The organism is Bombiscardovia apis (genome assembly GCF_033095945.1).
Taxonomy (GTDB): Bacteria; Actinomycetota; Actinomycetes; order Actinomycetales; family Bifidobacteriaceae; genus Bombiscardovia; species Bombiscardovia apis.
In genome coordinates this window covers 1,071,247-1,091,406 of the sequence record NZ_AP026800.1, presented here as the reverse complement: position 1 = coordinate 1,091,406, position 20,160 = coordinate 1,071,247, and the positions used below count along the sequence as shown (strand labels likewise).

Here is a 20,160-nt window from a genome sequence, read left to right as displayed (position 1 = left end):
GAAGTTCTACATATTTGGGCGAGGGGTGTGGGTTATGAGTCAAGAAAGCGATGCTACGGGCGGGGTCGAGCGCGGTGTTAACGCTGGTAAGGCTGCCATTTTTGATTTGGACGGCACCCTGCTTGATTCGATGGGCATTTGGCGAGAGATTGACCGCCGCTTTTTTGGTCGCCGTCATATTGAGATGCCAGCCGACTATGCGGCCCACGTGGCGTCTATGCAAACTGGGGCAATTGCTCAATACACTGTTGAGCGTTTTAACTTGCAGGAAAGCGCCCAAGATTTGGTAGATGAGTGGAATGATGATGCTCAGCTGCTCTATGCCATCGCGGTCAGCCCTAAGCCTCATGCGGTGAGCTATTTGCGCAGCCTGCGCGAGAGCGGGGCTCGCTTGGCTGTGGCCACGAGCTTGCCGCCGCGCCTACGAGAAGCTGCTTTAGGGCATGCTCAGATGAAAGACTACTTTGACCACGTTTGTAGCGTCGATGATGCGCACAGCAAGGGCAAGGAAGAGCCCGATATTTACTTGCTGGCGGCGAGCAGACTTGGCATTGAACCGAGCCATTGCACAGTTTTTGAAGACTTGCTCATAGCAGTCAAGTCAGCTCACCGGGCTGGGATGAAGGCTTGGGCCATGTACGACGAGTCGTCGGCTTCTGATTGGGATGCCATCACGCGTGAGGCAGATGGTGCTATCCGCGATTTTGCCCAGGCTCCGCAGCTTCTGTAAGCCATCGATGCTCCGCTATTTCGCTGTAATTCCAACGAATGCGCAACTGTTATGCTGATGACTTGCACAGTTACTCTAACTGTTATATAGTCATATATGACAGTACAACAGTTGTTTGCTTGTGCCTGGTTCGTACGAGGAAACTGGACTGTCATCACTTACACAGAAAGGGGCTAGGGTGAAACTGATCATCTCATCCGTGTCCGGTCAACCCATCTATCAGCAAATTGAAGACCAAATTCGGGCTGCGGTTCTCAATGGCGAACTCAAGGCGGGGGAGGCACTGCCCTCCTTGCGTACGCTTGCTAAGGACTTGCGCATCTCGGTACTGACCGTCACTCGAGCCTACAACGAACTTGCTCAAGAGGGCATTATAGAAAACGTGCAGGGCAAGGGCAGCTTCGTTATGGACCGGGGCAACGAGCGTATGCATGAGCAGCTGACTCAACAGGTTCACTCCAATTTGAGCCAGGCTCTACAGGCTGCACAAGCGGCAGGTATGGCGCAAACTGACTTGCATGCCATGCTCGACCGCATTGCCGCTGAGTTGTATTCGTAAGGCTGAAAGCTGGGTTGCGAGCAAAGAAAGAGCATACCATGAAGCAAAGTATTCAGGGCGACCTTACCTACGCCCTACGTGTCAACGATGTTGGCAAGCGATACGAGGCTAAGCACAGCGATGGTGCCGGTCAGCCTTTTAGTCTGGGCGATGTCACTTTCGATCTGCCCATGGGCTACATTATGGGCTTGATCGGGCCAAACGGCGCCGGTAAGTCTACGATGATTCGGCTCATGCTCAACATGACCAAGCGAGACCAGGGCTCTATCGAAATGCTGGGCATGGATAATATCGCCCAAGAAGAGCGCGTGAAATCACAGCTGGGAGTAGTCTTCGATACCTCATACTTCGTAGACCTGTGGACGGTGGAACGCTGCGGCAAGGCTATGGCACCCCTGTATCCAGCCTGGAACCAGACCACTTTCCAAGCGTATTTAGACCGTTTTGGACTAGGAGCTAAGAAGAAAGTCAAAGAGCTTTCGCGCGGTATGCAGATGAAGCTCATGCTAGCGGTCGCTCTCAGCCACGATGCCCGGCTACTTATTTTGGACGAGCCCACAGCCGGCCTAGACATATTAGCACGAGACGAGCTCATGGATTTATTGGCTGATTATATTGCCGACGGCCAGCACTCGGTGCTCTTCTCTACCCATATCACCTCAGACCTTGAACGAGTGGCAGACTTCATCACCTATATCAACGGCGGTTCGCTCTATTACACCGGGCCGCGAGACGAGTTCGAGGATGCGTTCGCGCTCATTCACGGAGCTCCGGGCGATCTCAATTCAAGCCAACGCCAGCTAGCAGTCGGCATCCATGAGTTTTCGACCGGTTTCGACGCCTTGGTTGCTGCCGAGCATGTGCAAGCTTTCATAAGCGGGGGAGAACCGGGGCAGACGGTAACCGACTCTGCCAAAGGCCGCTACCAGCAAGAGCGCCCGGGATTCGACGACATTATTCGGCTAACCGGTAAGTTGTTAAAAAGTGGTTATGAGACCGGTATCAGCGGCAAGAGCTTAGAGGACGAACAAGAGACGGTAAAGTCATGAATGATATCATCGCACAAGCCAGACTCGACAAGGCCCGTATGGATGCTTACGGAAAGGCCAGCGGCATACTGATAATCCTTGGTTTACCGATTCTTATGTCAGCAGTAATGGGAGTTCTCGGTCTTAAGACGGCAGAATTCGGTTCTGGAGTTTTGGGTGCAGTGGGCGGCAGTGTCGGTTTTATGACGGTAATTTTCAACATGTATCCCTTCATGATTACTGAGCAGTTTGGGGATGTTCGTTTGGATGGCATGATTCCCATTTCGCGTAGGCGGCAGGTCTTAGGTCGATACTTGCAGATTAGTGTCAACATAGTTGCCTATCTAGTTGGACTACTGCTGGTGCCTGTAATTCTGCGATTAACGGGCACTCCTGTTGACATGCCGATACTGGCCACCAGCGGAGTTTGCATATTACTCGTTTTGATACTTACCGGCATCGTTACACCGTTCCTGTACCGGTTCAGCAGTATGAGCGTGATGAGAGGTTTAGGCTTCAGTGTTGCAGGTTTGGCAGTTATCGGACTGCTGGCCTCTCGCGCCCCTTGGGATTGGACGGCAATATTTCTGCATATTGTTGATTTTCTCAGCGCAAGCACTGTGCGCACGACAGCTCTAGGTATATGCCTAGCAATCGGCACTGTAGCACTCTCCATAGCCTTCTCCATACACACTTACCAGAAGAAGGACCTCTAATCGCCTAAAGCAGGGCGCAGTCTGCTCACATTGCGAGTTTTCAGCCACTGAGCAAGAAAAATGGCACATACTTCGCACCCCCAATTTGGGTGCGAGATACGTGCCATTACCTGTATGAGGCTAGGAACTACTCTAGTTCGAGTGCTCCGGTGTAGAGCTGATAGTACTCGCCCTTTTGAGCGATGAGCTCTTCGTGGTTGCCGCGCTCAATGATGCGACCGTGGTCCAAGACCATGATGACGTCGGAGTTGCGCACGGTAGAGAGACGGTGGGCGATAACGAAGGTGGTCCGCCCCTTCATCAGATTATCCATGCCCTTTTGCACCACTTCCTCAGTGCGGGTATCGATAGAGCTGGTGGCCTCGTCCAAAATCATGGCCGGTGGGTCAGCCACGGCGGCGCGAGCAATCGAAATCAGCTGGCGCTGGCCTTGGGAAAGACCGGAGCCATCACCTTCCAATACGGTCTGATAACCATCGGGGAGCATGCGGATAAAGCCGTCAGCATTGGTGAGCTTGGCAGCTGCTATGCACTCTTCGTCGGTGGCATCAAGGCGACCGTAGCGGATATTGTCGAGCACAGTGCCGGTGAAAAGGTTCACATCTTGTAGCACGATGCCTAAAGACCTGCGCAGGTCGGGCTTGCAGATGTTCTTCACGTCGATGCCGTCGTAGAGAATCTGCCCTTCTTGAATGTCGTAGAAGCGGTTAATGAGGTTGGTAATCGTAGTCTTACCAGCGCCCGTAGCGCCTACCAAAGCCATCTTCTGGCCCGGTTCAGCGAACCAGGTAATGTCGTGCAAGACCGGCTTGTCAGGGTTGTATCCGAAAGTGACGTCAGTAAAGCGCACATCACCCTTCAATAGGGTATAGCGACCATCAGGAGAGGTGACGGCCACTTCCTTGGCTTTCTCTGCTACTTTTCGGGCATCTCCACGCAGCTTGGCTGCTGCTGCCAGGGAGCGCGTGCCATCATCATCTGCGGCGCGCTTCCAAGCCCAGTGACCAGTTTCGTGATCGGCTTCTGTCATGGTCTTACCATCAGAGCCGAGCTCCACGGAGACCAGTTTGACGCTTCCCTCGTCGGACTCTACTGGTTCATCCATCAAGGCAAAGATACGTGAAGCGCCAGCCAAGGCCATCATGACCATGTTGAACTGCATGGAAACCTGGCCGATGGGGTTGATGAAAGAGCGCGAGAGGGTGAGCAGGGAGATAATGGTGCCTAGGGTAAGCGTGCCAGCCCCGCCCAAGCCGAAGTTGCTCCAGCCGGCAATGCCAGCAATACCGCCCAAAATTGCCATCAATACGTAGAGCACGTAGCCCATATTGCCCACGATGGGCATGGTTACATTGCCGTAAGTGTTGGCCTCTGCCGATGCTTCAAAGAGGGCTTCATTCTTGCTAGCGAAAGTCTGCGCAGTGGCATCTTCGTGGTTGAAGACCTTGATAACCTTCTGCCCGCCAACAGCTTCCTCAACAAAAGCGTTGACGCCGCCCAACTCCTGCTGCTGCTTAACAAAGTAGAGGCCGCTTCGAGTCACGATTTTTCGCACTACAAAGATGAGGAAAGCCGTAAATGCCAAGGTAAAGAGGGTAAAGGGCACCGAGAGCCAGAGCATAGAAATCAGCGCAGCCAAGGCGGCAATAATGGACGAAAACATCTGCGGGAAGGACTGAGAAATGGCCTGGCGCAGGGTGTCGGTGTCGTTGGTGTAGCGGCTCATGGTGTCGCCATGCTCGTGGGTGTCGAAGTATCGGATGGGTAGCTGCTGCTGGTGGGCAAACATCTGGTCTCGAATGTCTTTAAGCGTGCCTTGCTCTACGCTTACGACCAGCCACGACCACAGCCATGCTGCAAAAGTGCCCACTGCATATAAGCAGCCCATCATAATGAGCATCTGCACCAGTGGTTCCCAAGAAGGATTCTTGCTTCCGACCAAGGGCAGGATGTACTTGTCAATCAGCGTTTGCAAGAAAAGGGCCGAAGCCGCCTGCGATGCAGCCGAAATTACGATGCTCACTACGATAACGGCAACCTGCCACTTGTACTGCAAAATGTAGCTAAAGAGGCGTTTGGTCGTGCCGGGTGTGGCGCGTTGGAGGCCAGCTTGCTCATGTTGAGAGGACTTCGCGCTCATTGAAGATCATCTCCTTGGGGCTGGTTGTTGGTTTGTGATTCATAAATAGAACGGTATTCGTCGCAGGATTGCAGCAGTTGCTCGTGGGTGCCGGTGTCGAGAATCTGGCCATTATCAAGCACTACAATACGGTCGGAATCTTGGACTGAGGCCACCCTCTGCGCAATGATAATTTTGGTAGTGTCCGGAATTTCGCTAGTGAAAGCTTGGCGAATGAGCTGGTCAGTCTTGGTATCAACTGCCGATGTGGAATCGTCCAAGATGAGAATCTTCGGCTTCTTCAGCAGGGCGCGAGCTATGCAGAGGCGCTGGCGTTGCCCGCCCGAAACGTTGGATCCGCCCTGCTCGATGTGCGTCTGGTACTTGTCAGGGAACTCTTGGATGAAGCCATCTGCCTGGGCTAGCTGGCAGGCGTGGCGGAGCTGCTCGTCTGTAGCATCAGGGTTGCCCCAGCGCAAGTTTTCAGCAATGGTACCAGAGAAGAGCACATTCTTTTGTAAGACCATAGCGACTTGGTCTCGCAAAACTTCCAAATCGTACTCGCGCACGTCTTGTCCGCCCACCTTCAACGATCCGGAAGTAACATCGTAGAGGCGGGGGATAAGCTGCACCAAACTGGACTTGGAAGAGCCAGTGCCGCCAACGATTCCGATGGTTTGGCCTGATGCGATGGACAGATTGATATTATCGAGCACGGGCTTTTCTGACTGATCAGAGTAGCGGAAGCCCACCTGGTCGAATTCAATAGAGCCGTTCGGCACTTCCATAAGAGGATGTGTAGGATCACGCACGGTCGATTCCTCTTGAAGTACCTGGCAAATGCGCTCTGCGGAGGCTTGTGAGATGATGACCATGACCACAATCATGGCAACCATATTCATAGCCATAAGAATTTGCATAGCATAGGTAACCAAAGCTGTTAAGTCGCCAGTAGTTAAGCCCATTGCAGAGTTATTGCCTGATGCCACAATCTGCTTGGCACCTAGCCAAGAGATAAGGATAAGCGAGGCATAGATGCAGAAGTTCAGCAAGGGAACCGTGAAGCTCATGACCTTCTCAGCCTTGCTGAAGTAGTTGTAAATAGCCAAGGAGATACGGCCAAACTTGCGGTTTTCAAAGTCTTCGCGGTTGTAAGACTTCACCACTCGGATGCCCTGCACGTTCTCTTCGACTACGGCATTGAGATGGTCGTATGTATGGAAAACCTTCTCAAAGAGTGGGTGCACATACACCGATAGGCCAATGAGACCGATTCCCAATATGGGTACCGCTGCGAGGAAGACCATAGAGATGGAATGCGAAATACGGAAGGAGAAGAGCCAAGCCACGACGACCATAATGGGAGCTCGTACGCCGATTCGGATAATCATCTGATAGGCGTTTTGCAGGTTGGTAACGTCCGTAGTCAGACGGGTAATAATCGAGCCTGTAGAGAAGCGGTCAATGTTGGTGAAAGAGAACGACTGTACCTGGTCAAAGAGGTCATGGCGCAAGTTCTTAGCGAAGCCAGAGGAGGCAATAGCCGCATACTTACCTGACATAAAACCGCAGAAAAGCGACACTGCCGAGCAGCACAGCAAGATAAGACCGAATTTAAAAATGTCGGGCATGGACTGACCCGAAACACCGCGATCGATGAGCACGGCCATAATCGTCAGAATAACAATCTCTAACACGCTCTCGACGAAAACGTATGCGGGTGCCAGCAAACTTGCCTTTTTATAATCGCGCAAAGAGTGAAGCAGGGTGCGCACCACTTGTTTTGGCCGCTCCTCCTCCAGCTGCGCGACAGACCCGCCTTCTGTGGCTTCGGTCACAGTGCCTCCTTTTTTGCTGCTCTTTTGTATACACTCTGCCATATAACTTGTTGCAGCGCCTAAACACACTAGGCCTGGGCCTTAGCTCTTGCTGATAGGCTGAGCACGTGTACTCGAATCTTTCGACGGTGCTCACACAAGCCAACTGAGTGCTACAACTTTCGCAAAGTCGAAAGCCGCCACAAAAGCGCTAAAAACAATGTAATACAGGTATATATAACAGTATAAGAGACAAGCAGACACTTGCAGGGCCGAGGCAATTGTGTTGAGGTGCTGTGAGCTTCAATCAGGGGGTACACATGACTGCACAGGACAGAGAACAAGCCACTCATATCTTTCAGGAGAGCCTACACAGCGCGGATCAGCAGATAGCAGATTTGCTGGAAGCTGAACTCAAGCGTCAGCGTGGCGGATTAGAAATGATTGCTTCTGAGAACTTTGTGCCCAAGGCAGTTTTGCAGGCGCAGGGCTCAGTGCTCACCAATAAGTACGCCGAAGGCTATCCGGGCCGACGCTATTACGGTGGCTGCGAGTTCGTAGACCAGGTCGAAAGCCTAGCCCGTCAGCGCGCCGTCGATCTCTTTGGAGTAGACTATGCCAACGTGCAGCCTCACTCAGGAGCCCAAGCCAACGCCGCCATTTACCAAGCGCTCGCTCAGCCTGGAGACTCCATACTCGGCTTAGCTCTCGACCACGGCGGCCACTTAACGCACGGCACGAAAATGAACTTTTCGGGGCGTTACTATAAGGCCGAAACCTACACCGTCAATCCAGAAACCTTCCTCATTGACCCCGAACTCGTGCGGCAGCGGGCTTTGGAAACACACCCGAGCGTCATCATCGGCGGCTGGTCAGCATACCCACGTATTGAAGATTTTAAAGCCCTCAAAGAGGTCGCCGACGAAGTGGGAGCCAAGCTCTGGGTCGATATGGCCCACTTTGCAGGAATGGTTGCAGCAGGATTACATCCCAGCCCGGTGCCCTACGCAGACGTCGTTTCCTCCACAGCCCACAAGACATTAGGTGGCCCACGTTCGGGATTCATACTAGCCCGTCAAGAATATGCTAAGGCAATCAACTCGGCTGTTTTCCCCGGGGAACAAGGCGGTCCCTTAATGCACGTAATCGCAGCCAAAGCAGTAGCTTTCAAGATTGCGGGAAGTGACGAATTCAAAGAACGCATGGAACGCACGCTCGAGGGTGCCAACATTATTGCAGACCGTCTTAGTGCCCCTGAGCTCGCAGCACAGGGCATTTCCGTCCTCACTGGAGGAACAGACGTGCATCTGGTCATGGTCGACTTACGCCATAGTGACATGACCGGTAAAGATGCAGAAGACCTGCTTGCACGAGTGGGGATTACCGTCAACCGCAACACCGTACCCTTTGACCCGCGCCCAGCTTCGGTGAGCTCAGGCCTACGTATCGGCACAGCAGCGCTGGCTACACGCGGTTTCGGAGCTACCGAATTCGAGCAGGTAGCAGACATTATCGCCCAAGCGCTCGCAGAAGGCCCTCAAACCGATGTCGATACGCTTAAAGCCAAGGTCGACGCTTTGGCCGAAGACTTCCCCCTCTATGAGGGCCTTGACCAAGTGAACTGACCCTCGCCTCAAGGGGAGCTGCCTAGGTCTACAATCGTAGGAAACACGAGTTCGCCTCAGCTCATCTGAAGGCAAGCGTAAGGAGGAGCATGAAAGCGCAAGACAGTGGCCGCACGTCTGCCGACGAGTTCGACTCACGCGTATTCGCAGACGTGTGTGAGCAAGCGGATAAGGCAGCTCAAGCTCAGCGTGACTTAGCGCTAGCCACAAGCGAAACTCGCCGTGAGCTCCTCCATGCGCTCGCCGATGCCCTCAACGAAGGTGCAGATTCCATCATCGCGGCCAACGAGCAAGACGAGCAAGAAGCCTTCGCTGCTGGTATGAGTAGCGGACTGCTCGACCGCTTGCACTATGACCGAGAGCGCATTGCCAACTCGGCCCAAGCTCTGAAGCAAGTGGCTCAGCAGCCCGACCCGTTAGGGCAAGTGGTCAGCGGGCATAGGATGGGCAATGGCATGAGGCTCAACCAGATTCGTGTGCCTTTGGGCGTAGTTGCGATGATTTACGAGGCAAGGCCAAATGTGACGGTCGATGTAGCTGGTTTAGGCCTCAAGTCTGGCAACGCGGTCCTGCTACGAGGCGGTCACGCAGCCGAGCGCACTAACCAAGCCACCGTTGCACTTTTGCAGAGCAGTCTGGAGCAACAAGGCTTTTCGCCTGACTTGATTTCGAGCGTTGACCAATACGGGCGTGCCGGCGCTCGCGCGCTCATGGAAGCACGTGGTCACATTGATTTGTTGGTGCCTAGGGGCGGTAAAGGACTCATTTCGAGCGTAGTTGAGCATTCCAAAGTACCCACTATCGAGACGGGCGCCGGCAATGTTCACATCTATGTCGATTCCTCTGCAGATATGCGCAAGGCAGTGTCGATTGTTCTCAACGCTAAAACCCAGCGCGTCGGAGTGTGTAATGCAGCTGAAAAATTGCTCATTCACCGCGATATAGCTGCCCAGTTCGTGCCGATGGTGGCCCAAGCTCTTACCGCAGCGCAAGTGGAACTGCGCTTAGATACTATTTCTTATGACCTCATAGCAGGTCTTCAGAAGCAACAAGAGAGCGCTCTGCCTCTTGAGTTAGTGCGCAAGGCTCAGCCGGAAGATTGGGATGAGGAATACCTAGCTTTAACTATGGGCCTTAAAATTGTTGATTCTATTGATCAAGCCATCGACCATATCAACAACCATTCAACCGGCCATACCGAAGCTATTCTTGCGCAAGACTACAATGCCATTGAGCGTTTTTCCAGTAGGGTAGACTCGGCTGTAGTTATGGTCAACGCTTCTACTCGTTTTACAGACGGCGAGATGTTTGGCATGGGTGCAGAATTAGGAATTTCTACCCAAAAGTTGCATGCCAGAGGGCCGATGGGGTTGAATGAGTTGACGACGACTAAATGGATTGGCTACGGAACAGGGCAGGTGCGGCAGTGAACGAGAACGTCGAAGAGCTCAAGGCCAAAGAAGCGGGGAACCCAAAAATTTGGCTGCGTGTGGCTTCTGAGCGCCTCAGCCAACTGCGCTACGTTTACTTGGTTCAAATTGAGGATGGCATTCCTACCGCAGACCAGCGAGCCTGCTTGGAATATGCTGATGCTGTACTGATTGGTTGGCCCGATGAAGATGCCGAGCAAGTCGTCGATTTGGACGAGGTTCAGCTAGATCAGGTCCGCAAGGTCATCTCTGAGATGGAAGACAAGATCCCACTCTTCCGAAAGCAGGAGTGCGATGGCGAGATTGACCAGCTGTCACAGACTTTGGTGATGATTACTGAGTGCGTGGCTCAGGTGCGTCGGCACTATCAGCCAGACTTCCCGCTGCCCACCTATCAGGAGATTCATCAAGTGGTGCAGCAGGAATGGAATGAAGACATGAGTCGTATCGACCCAGATCAAGTGACATCTCCCGAGGAAGTGAAGGAAATGCAAGAAGCCTCCAGCGAAGTCGATTTGCATACCCACGTGGGCACTGGCCTCTCTGCCAACTTAGCAGCGGAAAACGCTCAACAAAATGGCAACGAGGAGTCTGCCAGCCTATGAGTTCGTCTGACCAGAATCGCAAAGCCTCGTCTGCTCTGAGCAACAAGCGCCGAATGGCACAACTCAGTCCCGAAGCGATGGCTCAGGACTTAGACATCGCTGAACCGGTTCAAAGGCCTGTACATGCACACCACAGGCATAAGCAGCGGCGAGTTGGGATTATGGGTGGTACTTTCGACCCCATTCACAACGGGCATTTAGTAGCAGCTTCCGAGGTAGCTTGGGTTTACGATCTCGACGAAGTTATTTTTGTGCCTACTGGTCGACCAGTTTTTAAGCTTCGCAAGCAAGTTACAAACGCGGAAGACCGCTACCTGATGACGGTTATCGCAACTGCTTCGAATCCCAAATTCACTGTTTCTCGAGTCGATATTGACCGGCCGGGAGTTACTTACACTGTCGATACCTTGCGAGATATTCACGCTCTTCGCCCTGATTGTGAGCTATTCTTCATCACTGGTGCTGATGCAATTGCAGAAATCATGCGTTGGAAAGACGCCAATCAAATGTGGAGTTTGGCGAATTTCGTGGCCGTTTCTAGGCCTGGTTATTCGTCGACACTTTCGGGGCTGGAACTACCCAAACAAGCGGTCGATATGATTGAAATTCCAGCTCTTGCCATATCTTCAACTGATGTGCGCAAACGCGCTGCTGAGCGGATGCCAGTGTGGTATTTAGTTCCCGACGGTGTAGTGCAATATATTAATAAGCACGGACTGTATCCGAGTGCTAGGAGTGAGTAAAGCGCTCAGCTGTGAGCTGGGGGAAGGGGTGTCGCGAAAGATGCTCACTCTGTCACGCTCGCTGGCTACCATAGGAGTGTTGCTTCAACGACACCAACGTTTGGAGATATGGTGAGCACAATCCTCAAAGGCAGGCCCGGTAAAAACCTCATCCTCGTTACGGGCAGGACCCACCCCAAGCTGGCTACAGAGGTGGCCGCGCAGCTGGGTATCGAAGTGTTAGAGACCACCGCTTACGACTTTGCAAACGGTGAGATGTATGTGCGGTATACGGAGTCTGTGCGTGGAGCCGATGTGTTCGTGCTTCAGAGCCACGCCGATCCGATCAATAAATCAATCATGGAGCAGCTCATCATGATTGACGCGCTCAAGCGGGCATCAGCTCGTTCTATCACGGCAGTTTGCCCCCTGTTGGGCTATTCTCGTCAAGACAAGAAGCACTTGGGCCGCGAGCCTATTTCTTGTCGCTTGATGTTTGACTTGCTCAAGACGGCGGGTGCTGACCGCATCATGTCAGTAGACCTGCATGCCTCTCAGTCTCAAGGATTCTTTGATGGTCCTGTTGACCACCTGATTGCTATGCCTGTCTTGGTTGACTATGTTCGCGATCGCTTGGACTTGTCCAATGTTGCCGTAGTTTCTCCCGATGCTGGTCGTATCCGCGTGGCCGAGCAGTGGGCTCAGCGCTTGGGTGGCGTTCCTCTGGCCTTTATTCACAAGACCCGTGACATCACTCAGCCCAACAAAGCAGTGGCTAATCGTGTAGTCGGCGATGTGAAGGGGCTCGACTGCGTCTTGGTTGATGATTTGATTGATACAGGCGGCACTATTGCTCAAGCTTGCTCGGTATTACGCGAAGCTGGAGCAAACTCCATCACTATCGTAGCTACTCACGGTGTGCTTTCTGGGCCGGCTGTCGAGCGTCTAAAGAATTGTGACGCCCGCGAAGTGGTACTTACTGACACCGTGCCGATTCCTGAAGAGAAGCGTTGGGATAACCTGACAGTACTCTCGATTGCGCCTCTGCTGGGTTCAGCAATTCGTGCAGTATTCGAAGATGGTTCCGTGGCTAAGCTCTTCGACAACTATCCATCCCATCACGGGCAAGGCTTCCTTTTTGCTTGATTTCTCGCGCGCCACGCGCAAGTGCGTGGCGTATCGAGGGGATATGTCATAATTGAACTTGGCAGGGCAACCTGCCTTTCCCCCATGGTGTAATGGCAGCACACGGGTCTTTGGAACCTTTAGTCTTGGTTCGAATCCAGGTGGGGGAGCTTGCAGCTTGCCGATCCCTTCGGGGCAAGCCCTAGGACAGGTCGGCGGCCAACCGAAAGGAAGCAGTTTGGCAGTCAAGAAGATCGAGACCTGGCTTACTGATATGGACGGTGTTCTCGTACATGAGAACACCGCGCTGCCTGGCGCAGCAGAATTCATCGAAACGCTAAAAGCAAACGATCGAAGGTTCTTAGTTCTTACCAACAATCCGGTTTACACACCTAGGGATTTATCTGCTCGTTTAGGTCGTTCTGGTATCGATGTACCGGAAGAAAACATCTGGACGTCTGCCTTGGCTACCGCAGACTTCTGCGCAAGGACTATCCCACATGGCTCTGCCTACGTGATCGGTGAGGCAGGATTAACGACCGCTCTACACGAGGCCGGTTATATTCTTTCAGACACCGATCCCGATTACGTAATCTTAGGTGAGACTCGCACCTATTCCTTCGAGTCGATTACTACAGCAATTCGACTTATTCTTGGTGGTGCGCGTTTTATTTGCACGAACCCAGATGCGACCGGTCCCAGCGATTCAGGCATTCTGCCCGCAGCTGGTTCCGTAGCAGCTTTGGTTACCAAGGCAACAAACCGCGAGCCATACTTCGTCGGTAAGCCAAATCCCATTATGTTCCGTACCGCTCTTAACCGAGTCGGCGGACATTCCGAGACTACAGCCATGATTGGCGATCGAATGGATACGGACGTTGTCGCTGGTGTCGAAGCCGGTTTGAATACTTTCTTGGTTTTGACCGGTATTACACACCGTAAGCAGGTTGAAACCTTCCCCTTCCGACCAGATCAGGTTGTCGACTCCATTCAGAATTTGATTACCATTGCTGAAACTGGGGAAGTAGAGATTTGAGCAGCGCAAGGGCTGTGTCGGCCGCTATTATCTTGGCAGCTGGAGAAGGTACGCGTATGCGTTCTTCAAAGCCTAAGGTTCTGCACGAATTAGCAGGTAAAACCTTCCTCAACAGGGTCATGGACTCGGTAGGGGAGCTCAATCCTGATATTTTGAGCTTAGTGGTGCGCTACCAAGCTCAGAGGGTGGCACAGGCCGCGCGTAGCTACAACAAGCAAGTCACCATTGTTGAGCAAGATGAGATTCCCGGTACTGGACGGGCTGTGCAGTGCGCATTGAGTGCACTCTCAGATCGTATTGACAGTGACGGAACGGTTCTTATTGTCGCCTCTGATATGCCTTTGCTTGATACCCAGACTTTGCAAGGACTAGTGGACTTCCACAAGACCCAAGCCGACGGTGCCACGGTACTGACAACTCGGCTGAGCGATCCCAACGGATATGGCCGCATTATTCGAGACCAAGATGGTCAAGTACTGCGTATTGTCGAGCAAAAAGACGCCACTGGAACCGAACTTAAAGTCAACGAGGTCAACACCTCCGTATACGTTTTCGACGTTCAAGTGCTTATCCAAGCTATTTCTGGTTTGAACAACAAAAATGTGCAAGGTGAGTTCTATCTCACAGATGCACTTGAAGCAGCCCGTTCACTCGGTCGTGTTGGTGCTTACGCAGCTCCAGACCCCTTGAGTGTTGAAGGCGTCAACGACCGAGTTCAGCTCGCGCACCTTGCCCAGGCCCACAACATGCGTATATGCGAGTACTGGATGCGTGAAGGTGTCACTATTGTTGACCCAACAACTACTTGGATTGAAGACGATGTGACTATCTCGCAAGATGCTGTAATACTTCCAGGCTGCTTCTTACAAGGGCACACCACGATTGCTGAAGAGGCCGTGGTGGGTCCGTACACCACGCTTATCGACGCACGTATTGGCCAAGGAGCCGAAGTTGAGCGTTCTCGCGTGCAAGATAGCAGCATAGGTGCCTGCGCAAACATCGGCCCGTGGACGTATCTGCGAGCTGGTAATGAGCTCGCAGATAACACCAAAGCCGGCGCTTTCGTCGAGATGAAAAAGGCTCAGATTGACGAAGGCAGCAAAATTCCGCACCTATCCTATGTTGGCGATGCCCATATCGGAAAGCACAGTAACGTCGGCGGCGGCACTATTACCGCTAACTATGACGGAGTTCATAAGAATCGCACTGAGATTGGCTCTGATGTCCACGTTGGTGCTGGTAATCTTTTTGTAGCGCCAGTAAGCGTTGGCGATGGAGTTACGACAGGAGCAGGTTCGGTTATTCGTCATCAGGTTCCAGATGGTGCCATGGTCTATTCCGAGAATACGCAGCATACGATTGAACACTGGCAGCCGTCTTGGGAGCGCCAAGCTGAGGATAGCAGTGATCAATCTTCACAAGAGTAAAAAAGAAGTTATATAAGCGGTACAAAATACGGGATGAGAGTTTCGTAGAAGGTGAGAAGGTGAAACAGTGCCAGCACTAGAAAGTTCTATTGACGCTGTACGAGTGGCTGCAAAGGCTGCAAATGAAGCGAAGGCGATTGATATTATCGCTTTCGATGTGAGTGAAACACTGTTTATAACAGACGCATTTTTGGTTGCCAGTGGTGACAATGAACGTCAGGTTCTTTCAATTGCGGACAAAGTCGAGCGCGAGCTCCAAGTTCAACTTGGTCTTAAGCCATCTGCACGCGAGGGAGTTGAAGAAGCCCGCTGGATTCTGCTTGATTATTCTGATTTCGTGGTTCATATCATGCACAAGGAATCTCGTAAGTTCTACGATATGGAGCGCCTCTGGAAAGACAGTGTGCCCATTGACTTGCAGCTTGAGCATCCTCTCTTCTCTCAGAGTACAGAGTCTAATGGGGAGATCGCACCGGCATCCGAATGAACGAGAGCGTAGGGGCAGCAATGGCTATGACAGAACACCATGCACGTAGTATTGTCATGGTGCGACATGGCCAAACTGCCTACAATGCAGCTCACCGTATGCAAGGCCAAACTGATATTGCTCTCAACGATGTCGGCCGGTGGCAGGCAGCGCGAACCGCTCATGCTTTGCGCGCAGAATACGTTGATCCCTTTCCGGAGCGTCGGCAGCTTGTCGTGGCTTCTAATTTGTCTCGGGCGTTCTCTACTGCGCAGGCTTTCGCCAGTCCTTTGGGCTTAGAAGTCTATCCAGATGAACGGGTTCGCGAGCGCAATTTTGGTGAATGGGAGGGCATCACTCCCGAGCAGGTTCAGGAGCGCTGGCCTGAGGATTACCGGTTGTGGATGCTGTCTGCTGGGGGAGAGCTGAAACACGGGGCGGAGTCTAAAGTTGCTGTCGGTAGACGTGGTCTTCAAGCCTTGGAAGATTGGATTGCCAAGGCAGACGAGCAAACAGATTTGTTTATCTTCTCGCACGGTTCTTGGATTGCCCAGACTATCCAAGCGCTTATGGGGCTCACGCAGGTTCACGAGGAAAACGCGAGTTTAGGGTCGGTGCGCAACGCTCACTGGGCCCACTTCGTACCAAGGTTTGTAGCAGAAGAGGGCATTCGCTGGGCTTTACTCGACTACAATCGAGGACCAGTCATTGCTCGTGTAGTGGATTGGAACAATCCTGGCAACGAAATGCTCCGGCAGTAAAACCTGTGTAGACGTTTTGCTGGCTTCGGCGAGTCCGCCTGTTCAAGCGCTAGCATGATTCAACACGAGGTAATCACTCAGATGAGTGGTTACATTCCTTGATGAATAACGTACTTTGAACGGGTACGGAAGGAGCAGGAGTGAAAAAGTTCTTCCAGGACTTGTCTTGGGCACAGGTGTTTGCGGGCGCACTTGCTGCGGTCACTTCTTTCTTCCTCGCTGCAAAGATCGGCATAGCTGGTTCTGCTATCGGCGTGGCAGTGGGTTCAATCGTCTCGGCTGTTGCTTCTCAACTCTACAAGAACGTCTTAGACGCCTCGACACAAAAAATCCAGGAAACTGTTATTAGTCCTGACGGTGAAGAAGAACACGTAGAAGTTAGTGAACGTGGTACAGGTTCGCGCGCGCCTAGGCACGAGGAGACTGCGGCACAAATCCTAGATAAGCAAACGCAAGTTTTGATTCCGCAAGCTGCTATAAATCTGCAGGGGAGGATATCTAGTAGTGTGGGCTCTAGTGCTGCAGGTGCGTATGGTGAGTCTGGGCCAGCCCAAAATGAGGATGATCAAACTTCCATCATGCCCAAGCGAGTAGACCACGACGATACCAAGGTATTCGTTCCAATTGCTGAGCCGTATGAGCATGGTTCAGCTGTGCCACGCTCGGCTCGTTCATCTCGCTCCGGTCAGATTTCAACTGCCCAATCGTCTCAAAGTCGCGTGCGCCTAGAGAGTGTTGTGACACCTGCTCACACTTCTGTACAGCGTAAAAAGCAGATGGTAATTGTGGTATCTGTGGTGAGCGCTTTGGTGTCCGTTCTTCTTTCTGCTGTGGTAATTAACCTACTTACTCGAGGTGAAGGTACTGACCAGGTTGTGCGCAATATTGTCAGCCCATCACAGAGCGTGCAAACGCCTGACACGTCTGTGCCCTCACAGCAGCAAAGTGCGCCAAGCCAATCTCCTGACGGTAATGAGAAGACCTCGCCCCAGAGCACGAATCCGTCTCCGTCTACTAGTGCAACACCTTCGCCCTCGGCATCTTCGACTTCCTCGTCCTCGAGCACAGAAAATAATCAGCCAAGTCAACAAGCCAGCCAGTCTGCTCGCCCCGGTGAGCAAGCCACTCCCAGCGCCACCCCAAGCTCTGGTCAGAGCCAAAAGAGTCAGCAGAGCCAGTCAGGTCAGTCGGAGCAAGAGAAACAACAACAAGGCGGATTTGGCGCTCAAACCTCCTCTCCTTCAGCCGGTGCCGTTGGTAAGACAAACACTGTCGATGGTAGCGCAGGCAAGGCCGAATAAAGCACAAGATTCGGGCGAATATAAGGAACACTGAGATAAAGCAGCAAGCCCGGGTTGATGCTAGGCGTGGATGTGGTTGAATCTTGAGTTGTGTTGATAGATTGAACCATGTATTTCCTTACACCAACATTGCGCGGATCCTGTGGTGAACGGGCCCTGCGCTGATTGTTGGGGCATGTTGGTTTATACGTGGTGCTCGTAAGACGATCTGTACACGTAGGGGTGGGGTTTTAGCGAGGGTTCGTGGTAGACTTATAAATGTTGCTTTGGCGAGGGGTGTGTTGTGATGACATATCCGTTATCGACTCGGCGTGATGGTTTGCCTATCAAGTAGTTCGGCGAGCAATCCGACGCGTTGAAGCGCCGAGTTATTGCATAAGAGATTCGAACAAGGAGAGATTATGGCAAATACTATTACTCTTGAGGGTGAAGTTCGCAACGAGTTCGGCAAGGGTGTTGCCCGCCGTATGCGAGTGGCAAAGCAGATTCCGGCAACCATTTATGCCGGTGGCACTGAGCCTTCATTCGTTAAGCTGCCAATGAAGGAGACCACCCTCGCGTTGCGTCGTGCAAACGCGCTGTTCACTATTAAGTTCGGCAACGAAACTAAGATGGCCGTGGTCAAGGATGTTCAGCGCAATCCTGTTAAGCGCCAGGTTGAGCACATTGATTTCTACGAAGTGCGCGCCGGCGAGAAGGTTGTTGTCGACGTTCCTGTATTCATTCAGGGTGTTACTAAGGGTGCTGCTGTTGCATTCATCGATATGCAGAACCTCCAGGTTCGTGCAGATGTGACCAACCTGCCTGAGCGTATCGAGGTTAGTGTTGACGGCCTCGCAGATGGCGACAAGGTTCTGGCCAAGGATCTCGTTCTTCCTGAGGGCGCAGAATTGGTCATTGATAGCCTTGAAGATTCAATCGTCACGGTAGAAGTTCCCAAGGAAGAAGCTGCTTCGACTTCTGCGGGCACCGAGACCGCTGAAGGCGACGCTCCTGCTGAGGCCGCTGCTCCTGCCGCTGACGAAAAGGCTGCCGAGTAAGTTTCTAAGGCTCCAGTGACTGGTTGAGCTCAGCTCGCTTGTTCACCAACGTGGGGTTGCGTAAATCATATACGCAACCCCACAACTGTATCCCCCCTCCCTGCTCACCCTACCTCCTCTCCTTACCCTCCTCATCATGTACGCAATTTTGGGCATTTTCTCACTATTATTGCCAGTATTCGCTTCTTTTCTGTTAAGAAGTGCCCAAAAGTTATACCGGTGAGAATGGAAGGAGGAGACGATGACGTTAATTTTGGTGAAGAGATGTCATTATGTGGACGTTCCGGCTGGGCTTTTACAGGATGACCTCTAAGATGCTCTATATGGTTGAAATCGCCACAAGCGACGAACCGACTGATAGACAAACCGCCGAGACCTGCTGAGAAGAAGAACGATATGACAGAGCAAACACACCATAATCCAGAAGTTTTAAACCGTCTTGCTTCAGCATTTTCAGTGTTGCCAAACCCCAATAAGGCAACGCCCGAAGACCGTGAATCAAAAACTGACAAACCAGCCTTTGGTCAAGTATTTTCTGACAGTATGGTTCGGATGACGTGGCATAAGGAAAGTGGGTGGTCGCATGGCCAAGTTGAGCCTTATGGACCTCTTCATCTTGACCCTGCAGCTGCGGTCTTGCACTATGCTCAAGAAGTGTTTGAGGGCCTTAAAGCTTATCATCGCGAAGATGGTTCGATTTGGCTTTTCCGGCCAGATGCCAACGCTGAACGTTTCAAAGAGTCTGCTCGTCGACTTTCGCTTCCCGAACTGAGTACCGATGATTTCTTAGGTGCCGTGGCTGCCTTGGTCCAGCAAGATGCTCAGTGGGTTCCAACTCGCAGAGAATATACTCTGTACTTGCGGCCCTTTATGTATGCGTCAGAGCCGTTCTTAGGTGTACGCGCCCCTCACCAAGTTGATTTCTGCGTGATTGCTTCGCCTTCAGGCCCTTATTTTTCAGGTGGAGTGAAGCCGGTCAGTATCTGGGTTGAGAACCGTTGGTTCAGAACTGGACCGGGGGGAACCGGATTCGCAAAATGTGGTGGGAACTATGCCGCATCTTTGGTGGGGGAGAATCGCGGTAGCGAGCACGGCTGCGAACAGGTCTGCTTTGTCGATGCTGCTACGGGAACGTATTTGGAAGAACTCGGCGGTATGAATATGTTCATCGTGCATCGAGACGGATCGTTAGAGACCCCGTCGCTAACCGGTACGATTTTGCCTGGTGTGACGAGGCGTTCCCTTATTCAGCTTGCGCAAGATGCCGGCCATGAGGTGCGTGAATCGATGATACGCCTCGATGATCTTTTGGAAGACATACGTTCTGGAGAAGTTACTGAGGTATTTGCTTGCGGTACGGCTGCCATCGTTACTCCGATTAAGTGTTTCAAATCAGAAGCTTTTGATGTGACAGTTGCTGATGGTGAATCCGGATCGTTAACAATGCAACTGCGTAATCAGCTACTTGGTATCCAGCTTGGCGAGGTTACGGACCTCCACAATTGGATGTGGAAGGTCTGCTAACATTGTTGAACCGAGCGAAGCGTATTGACATTTTATTCCTACCTTGATACGCTTCGCTTCCATATGCTGACCTCTTAAGCTGGGCTGTGTACATGCGGACAAGCCCGCTCGAGGCTGCTTAGTCCCCCC

General features: G+C 52.3%; 17 protein-coding genes, 1 tRNA gene and 1 pseudogene. 17 read left to right on the top strand and 2 right to left on the bottom strand.

From position 1 onward, the window contains the following. The first annotated feature begins 34 nt into the window (after positions 1–34). The 4 genes from R8377_RS04295 (at position 35) to R8377_RS04280 (ending at position 3,033) form a co-directional block, all read left to right on the top strand. Positions 35–730 carry an HAD family hydrolase gene (locus tag R8377_RS04295; protein ID WP_317642263.1) on the top strand — a complete coding sequence of 232 codons (696 nt, stop codon included), beginning with the start codon at positions 35–37 and terminating at the stop codon, positions 728–730. 178 nt (positions 731–908) lie between these two features. Further along, positions 909–1,289: a GntR family transcriptional regulator gene (locus R8377_RS04290; protein WP_317642262.1), complete on the top strand. Its 381-nt coding sequence runs from the start codon at positions 909–911 to the stop codon at positions 1,287–1,289. Positions 1,290–1,327: 38 nt separating this feature from the next. Further along, positions 1,328–2,338, top strand: coding sequence for an ABC transporter ATP-binding protein (locus tag R8377_RS04285; protein WP_317642261.1), 1,011 nt, complete (start codon positions 1,328–1,330; stop codon positions 2,336–2,338). Next, entirely contained in the window at positions 2,335–3,033 is a 699-nt protein-coding gene (locus tag R8377_RS04280; RefSeq protein ID WP_317642260.1) for an ABC-2 transporter permease, read from the top strand. The genes R8377_RS04285 and R8377_RS04280 overlap by 4 nt, the downstream gene beginning before the upstream one ends. Before the next feature lie 127 nt (positions 3,034–3,160). On the opposite strand, the gene R8377_RS04275 is transcribed toward R8377_RS04280, so the two are convergent. Beyond that, positions 3,161–5,173 carry an ABC transporter ATP-binding protein gene (locus R8377_RS04275; protein ID WP_317642259.1) on the bottom strand — a complete coding sequence of 671 codons (2,013 nt, stop codon included), beginning with the start codon at positions 5,171–5,173 and terminating at the stop codon, positions 3,161–3,163. Further along, the gene (locus tag R8377_RS04270) at positions 5,170–7,032 is read right to left on the bottom strand and encodes an ABC transporter ATP-binding protein (protein WP_425604983.1); all 1,863 of its coding nucleotides are present in this window, start codon (positions 7,030–7,032) and stop codon (positions 5,170–5,172) included. The genes R8377_RS04275 and R8377_RS04270 overlap by 4 nt, the downstream gene beginning before the upstream one ends. Before the next feature lie 257 nt (positions 7,033–7,289). On the opposite strand from R8377_RS04270, the gene glyA reads away from it, so the two are divergent. The 13 genes and pseudogenes from glyA (at position 7,290) to R8377_RS04205 (ending at position 20,031) form a co-directional block, all read left to right on the top strand. Continuing rightward, on the top strand, positions 7,290–8,594 hold the full coding sequence (gene glyA, locus R8377_RS04265) for a serine hydroxymethyltransferase (RefSeq protein WP_317642257.1): 1,305 nt from the start codon (positions 7,290–7,292) through the stop codon (positions 8,592–8,594). Between the two features lie 89 nt (positions 8,595–8,683). Continuing rightward, the gene (locus R8377_RS04260) at positions 8,684–10,024 is read left to right on the top strand and encodes a glutamate-5-semialdehyde dehydrogenase (protein WP_317642256.1); all 1,341 of its coding nucleotides are present in this window, start codon (positions 8,684–8,686) and stop codon (positions 10,022–10,024) included. Beyond that, a complete protein-coding gene (locus R8377_RS04255; RefSeq protein WP_317642255.1) occupies positions 10,021–10,629 on the top strand; it encodes a phosphoribosylglycinamide synthetase in 609 nt (202 codons plus the stop codon). The genes R8377_RS04260 and R8377_RS04255 overlap by 4 nt, the downstream gene beginning before the upstream one ends. A 143-nt stretch (positions 10,630–10,772) precedes the next feature. Continuing rightward, a pseudogene (gene nadD / locus R8377_RS04250) lies at positions 10,773–11,372 on the top strand (nicotinate-nucleotide adenylyltransferase); the annotation flags it as partial. 108 nt (positions 11,373–11,480) lie between these two features. Beyond that, positions 11,481–12,497: a ribose-phosphate diphosphokinase gene (locus R8377_RS04245; protein ID WP_317642254.1), complete on the top strand. Its 1,017-nt coding sequence runs from the start codon at positions 11,481–11,483 to the stop codon at positions 12,495–12,497. Positions 12,498–12,575: 78 nt separating this feature from the next. After that, a tRNA-Gln gene (locus R8377_RS04240) sits at positions 12,576–12,646 on the top strand. Positions 12,647–12,714: 68 nt separating this feature from the next. After that, the gene (locus tag R8377_RS04235) at positions 12,715–13,512 is read left to right on the top strand and encodes an HAD-IIA family hydrolase (protein ID WP_317642253.1); all 798 of its coding nucleotides are present in this window, start codon (positions 12,715–12,717) and stop codon (positions 13,510–13,512) included. Then, positions 13,509–14,939 (top strand): bifunctional UDP-N-acetylglucosamine diphosphorylase/glucosamine-1-phosphate N-acetyltransferase GlmU, encoded by a 1,431-nt coding sequence (glmU, locus tag R8377_RS04230; protein WP_317642252.1) that lies wholly within the window; start codon positions 13,509–13,511, stop codon positions 14,937–14,939. The genes R8377_RS04235 and glmU overlap by 4 nt, the downstream gene beginning before the upstream one ends. Positions 14,940–15,006: 67 nt before the next feature. Next, positions 15,007–15,426, top strand: coding sequence for a ribosome silencing factor (rsfS, locus tag R8377_RS04225; RefSeq protein ID WP_317642251.1), 420 nt, complete (start codon positions 15,007–15,009; stop codon positions 15,424–15,426). A gap of 20 nt (positions 15,427–15,446) precedes the next feature. Then, a complete protein-coding gene (locus R8377_RS04220; protein WP_425604982.1) occupies positions 15,447–16,166 on the top strand; it encodes a histidine phosphatase family protein in 720 nt (239 codons plus the stop codon). Positions 16,167–16,306: 140 nt separating this feature from the next. Further along, positions 16,307–17,467: a hypothetical protein gene (locus tag R8377_RS04215; protein WP_317642250.1), complete on the top strand. Its 1,161-nt coding sequence runs from the start codon at positions 16,307–16,309 to the stop codon at positions 17,465–17,467. Between the two features lie 401 nt (positions 17,468–17,868). After that, a complete protein-coding gene (locus R8377_RS04210; RefSeq protein ID WP_317642249.1) occupies positions 17,869–18,507 on the top strand; it encodes a 50S ribosomal protein L25/general stress protein Ctc in 639 nt (212 codons plus the stop codon). Between the two features lie 396 nt (positions 18,508–18,903). Then, complete coding sequence (locus tag R8377_RS04205; RefSeq protein ID WP_317642248.1) at positions 18,904–20,031, top strand: branched-chain amino acid aminotransferase; 1,128 nt, start codon at positions 18,904–18,906, stop codon at positions 20,029–20,031. Positions 20,032–20,160: the final 129 nt, after the last annotated feature.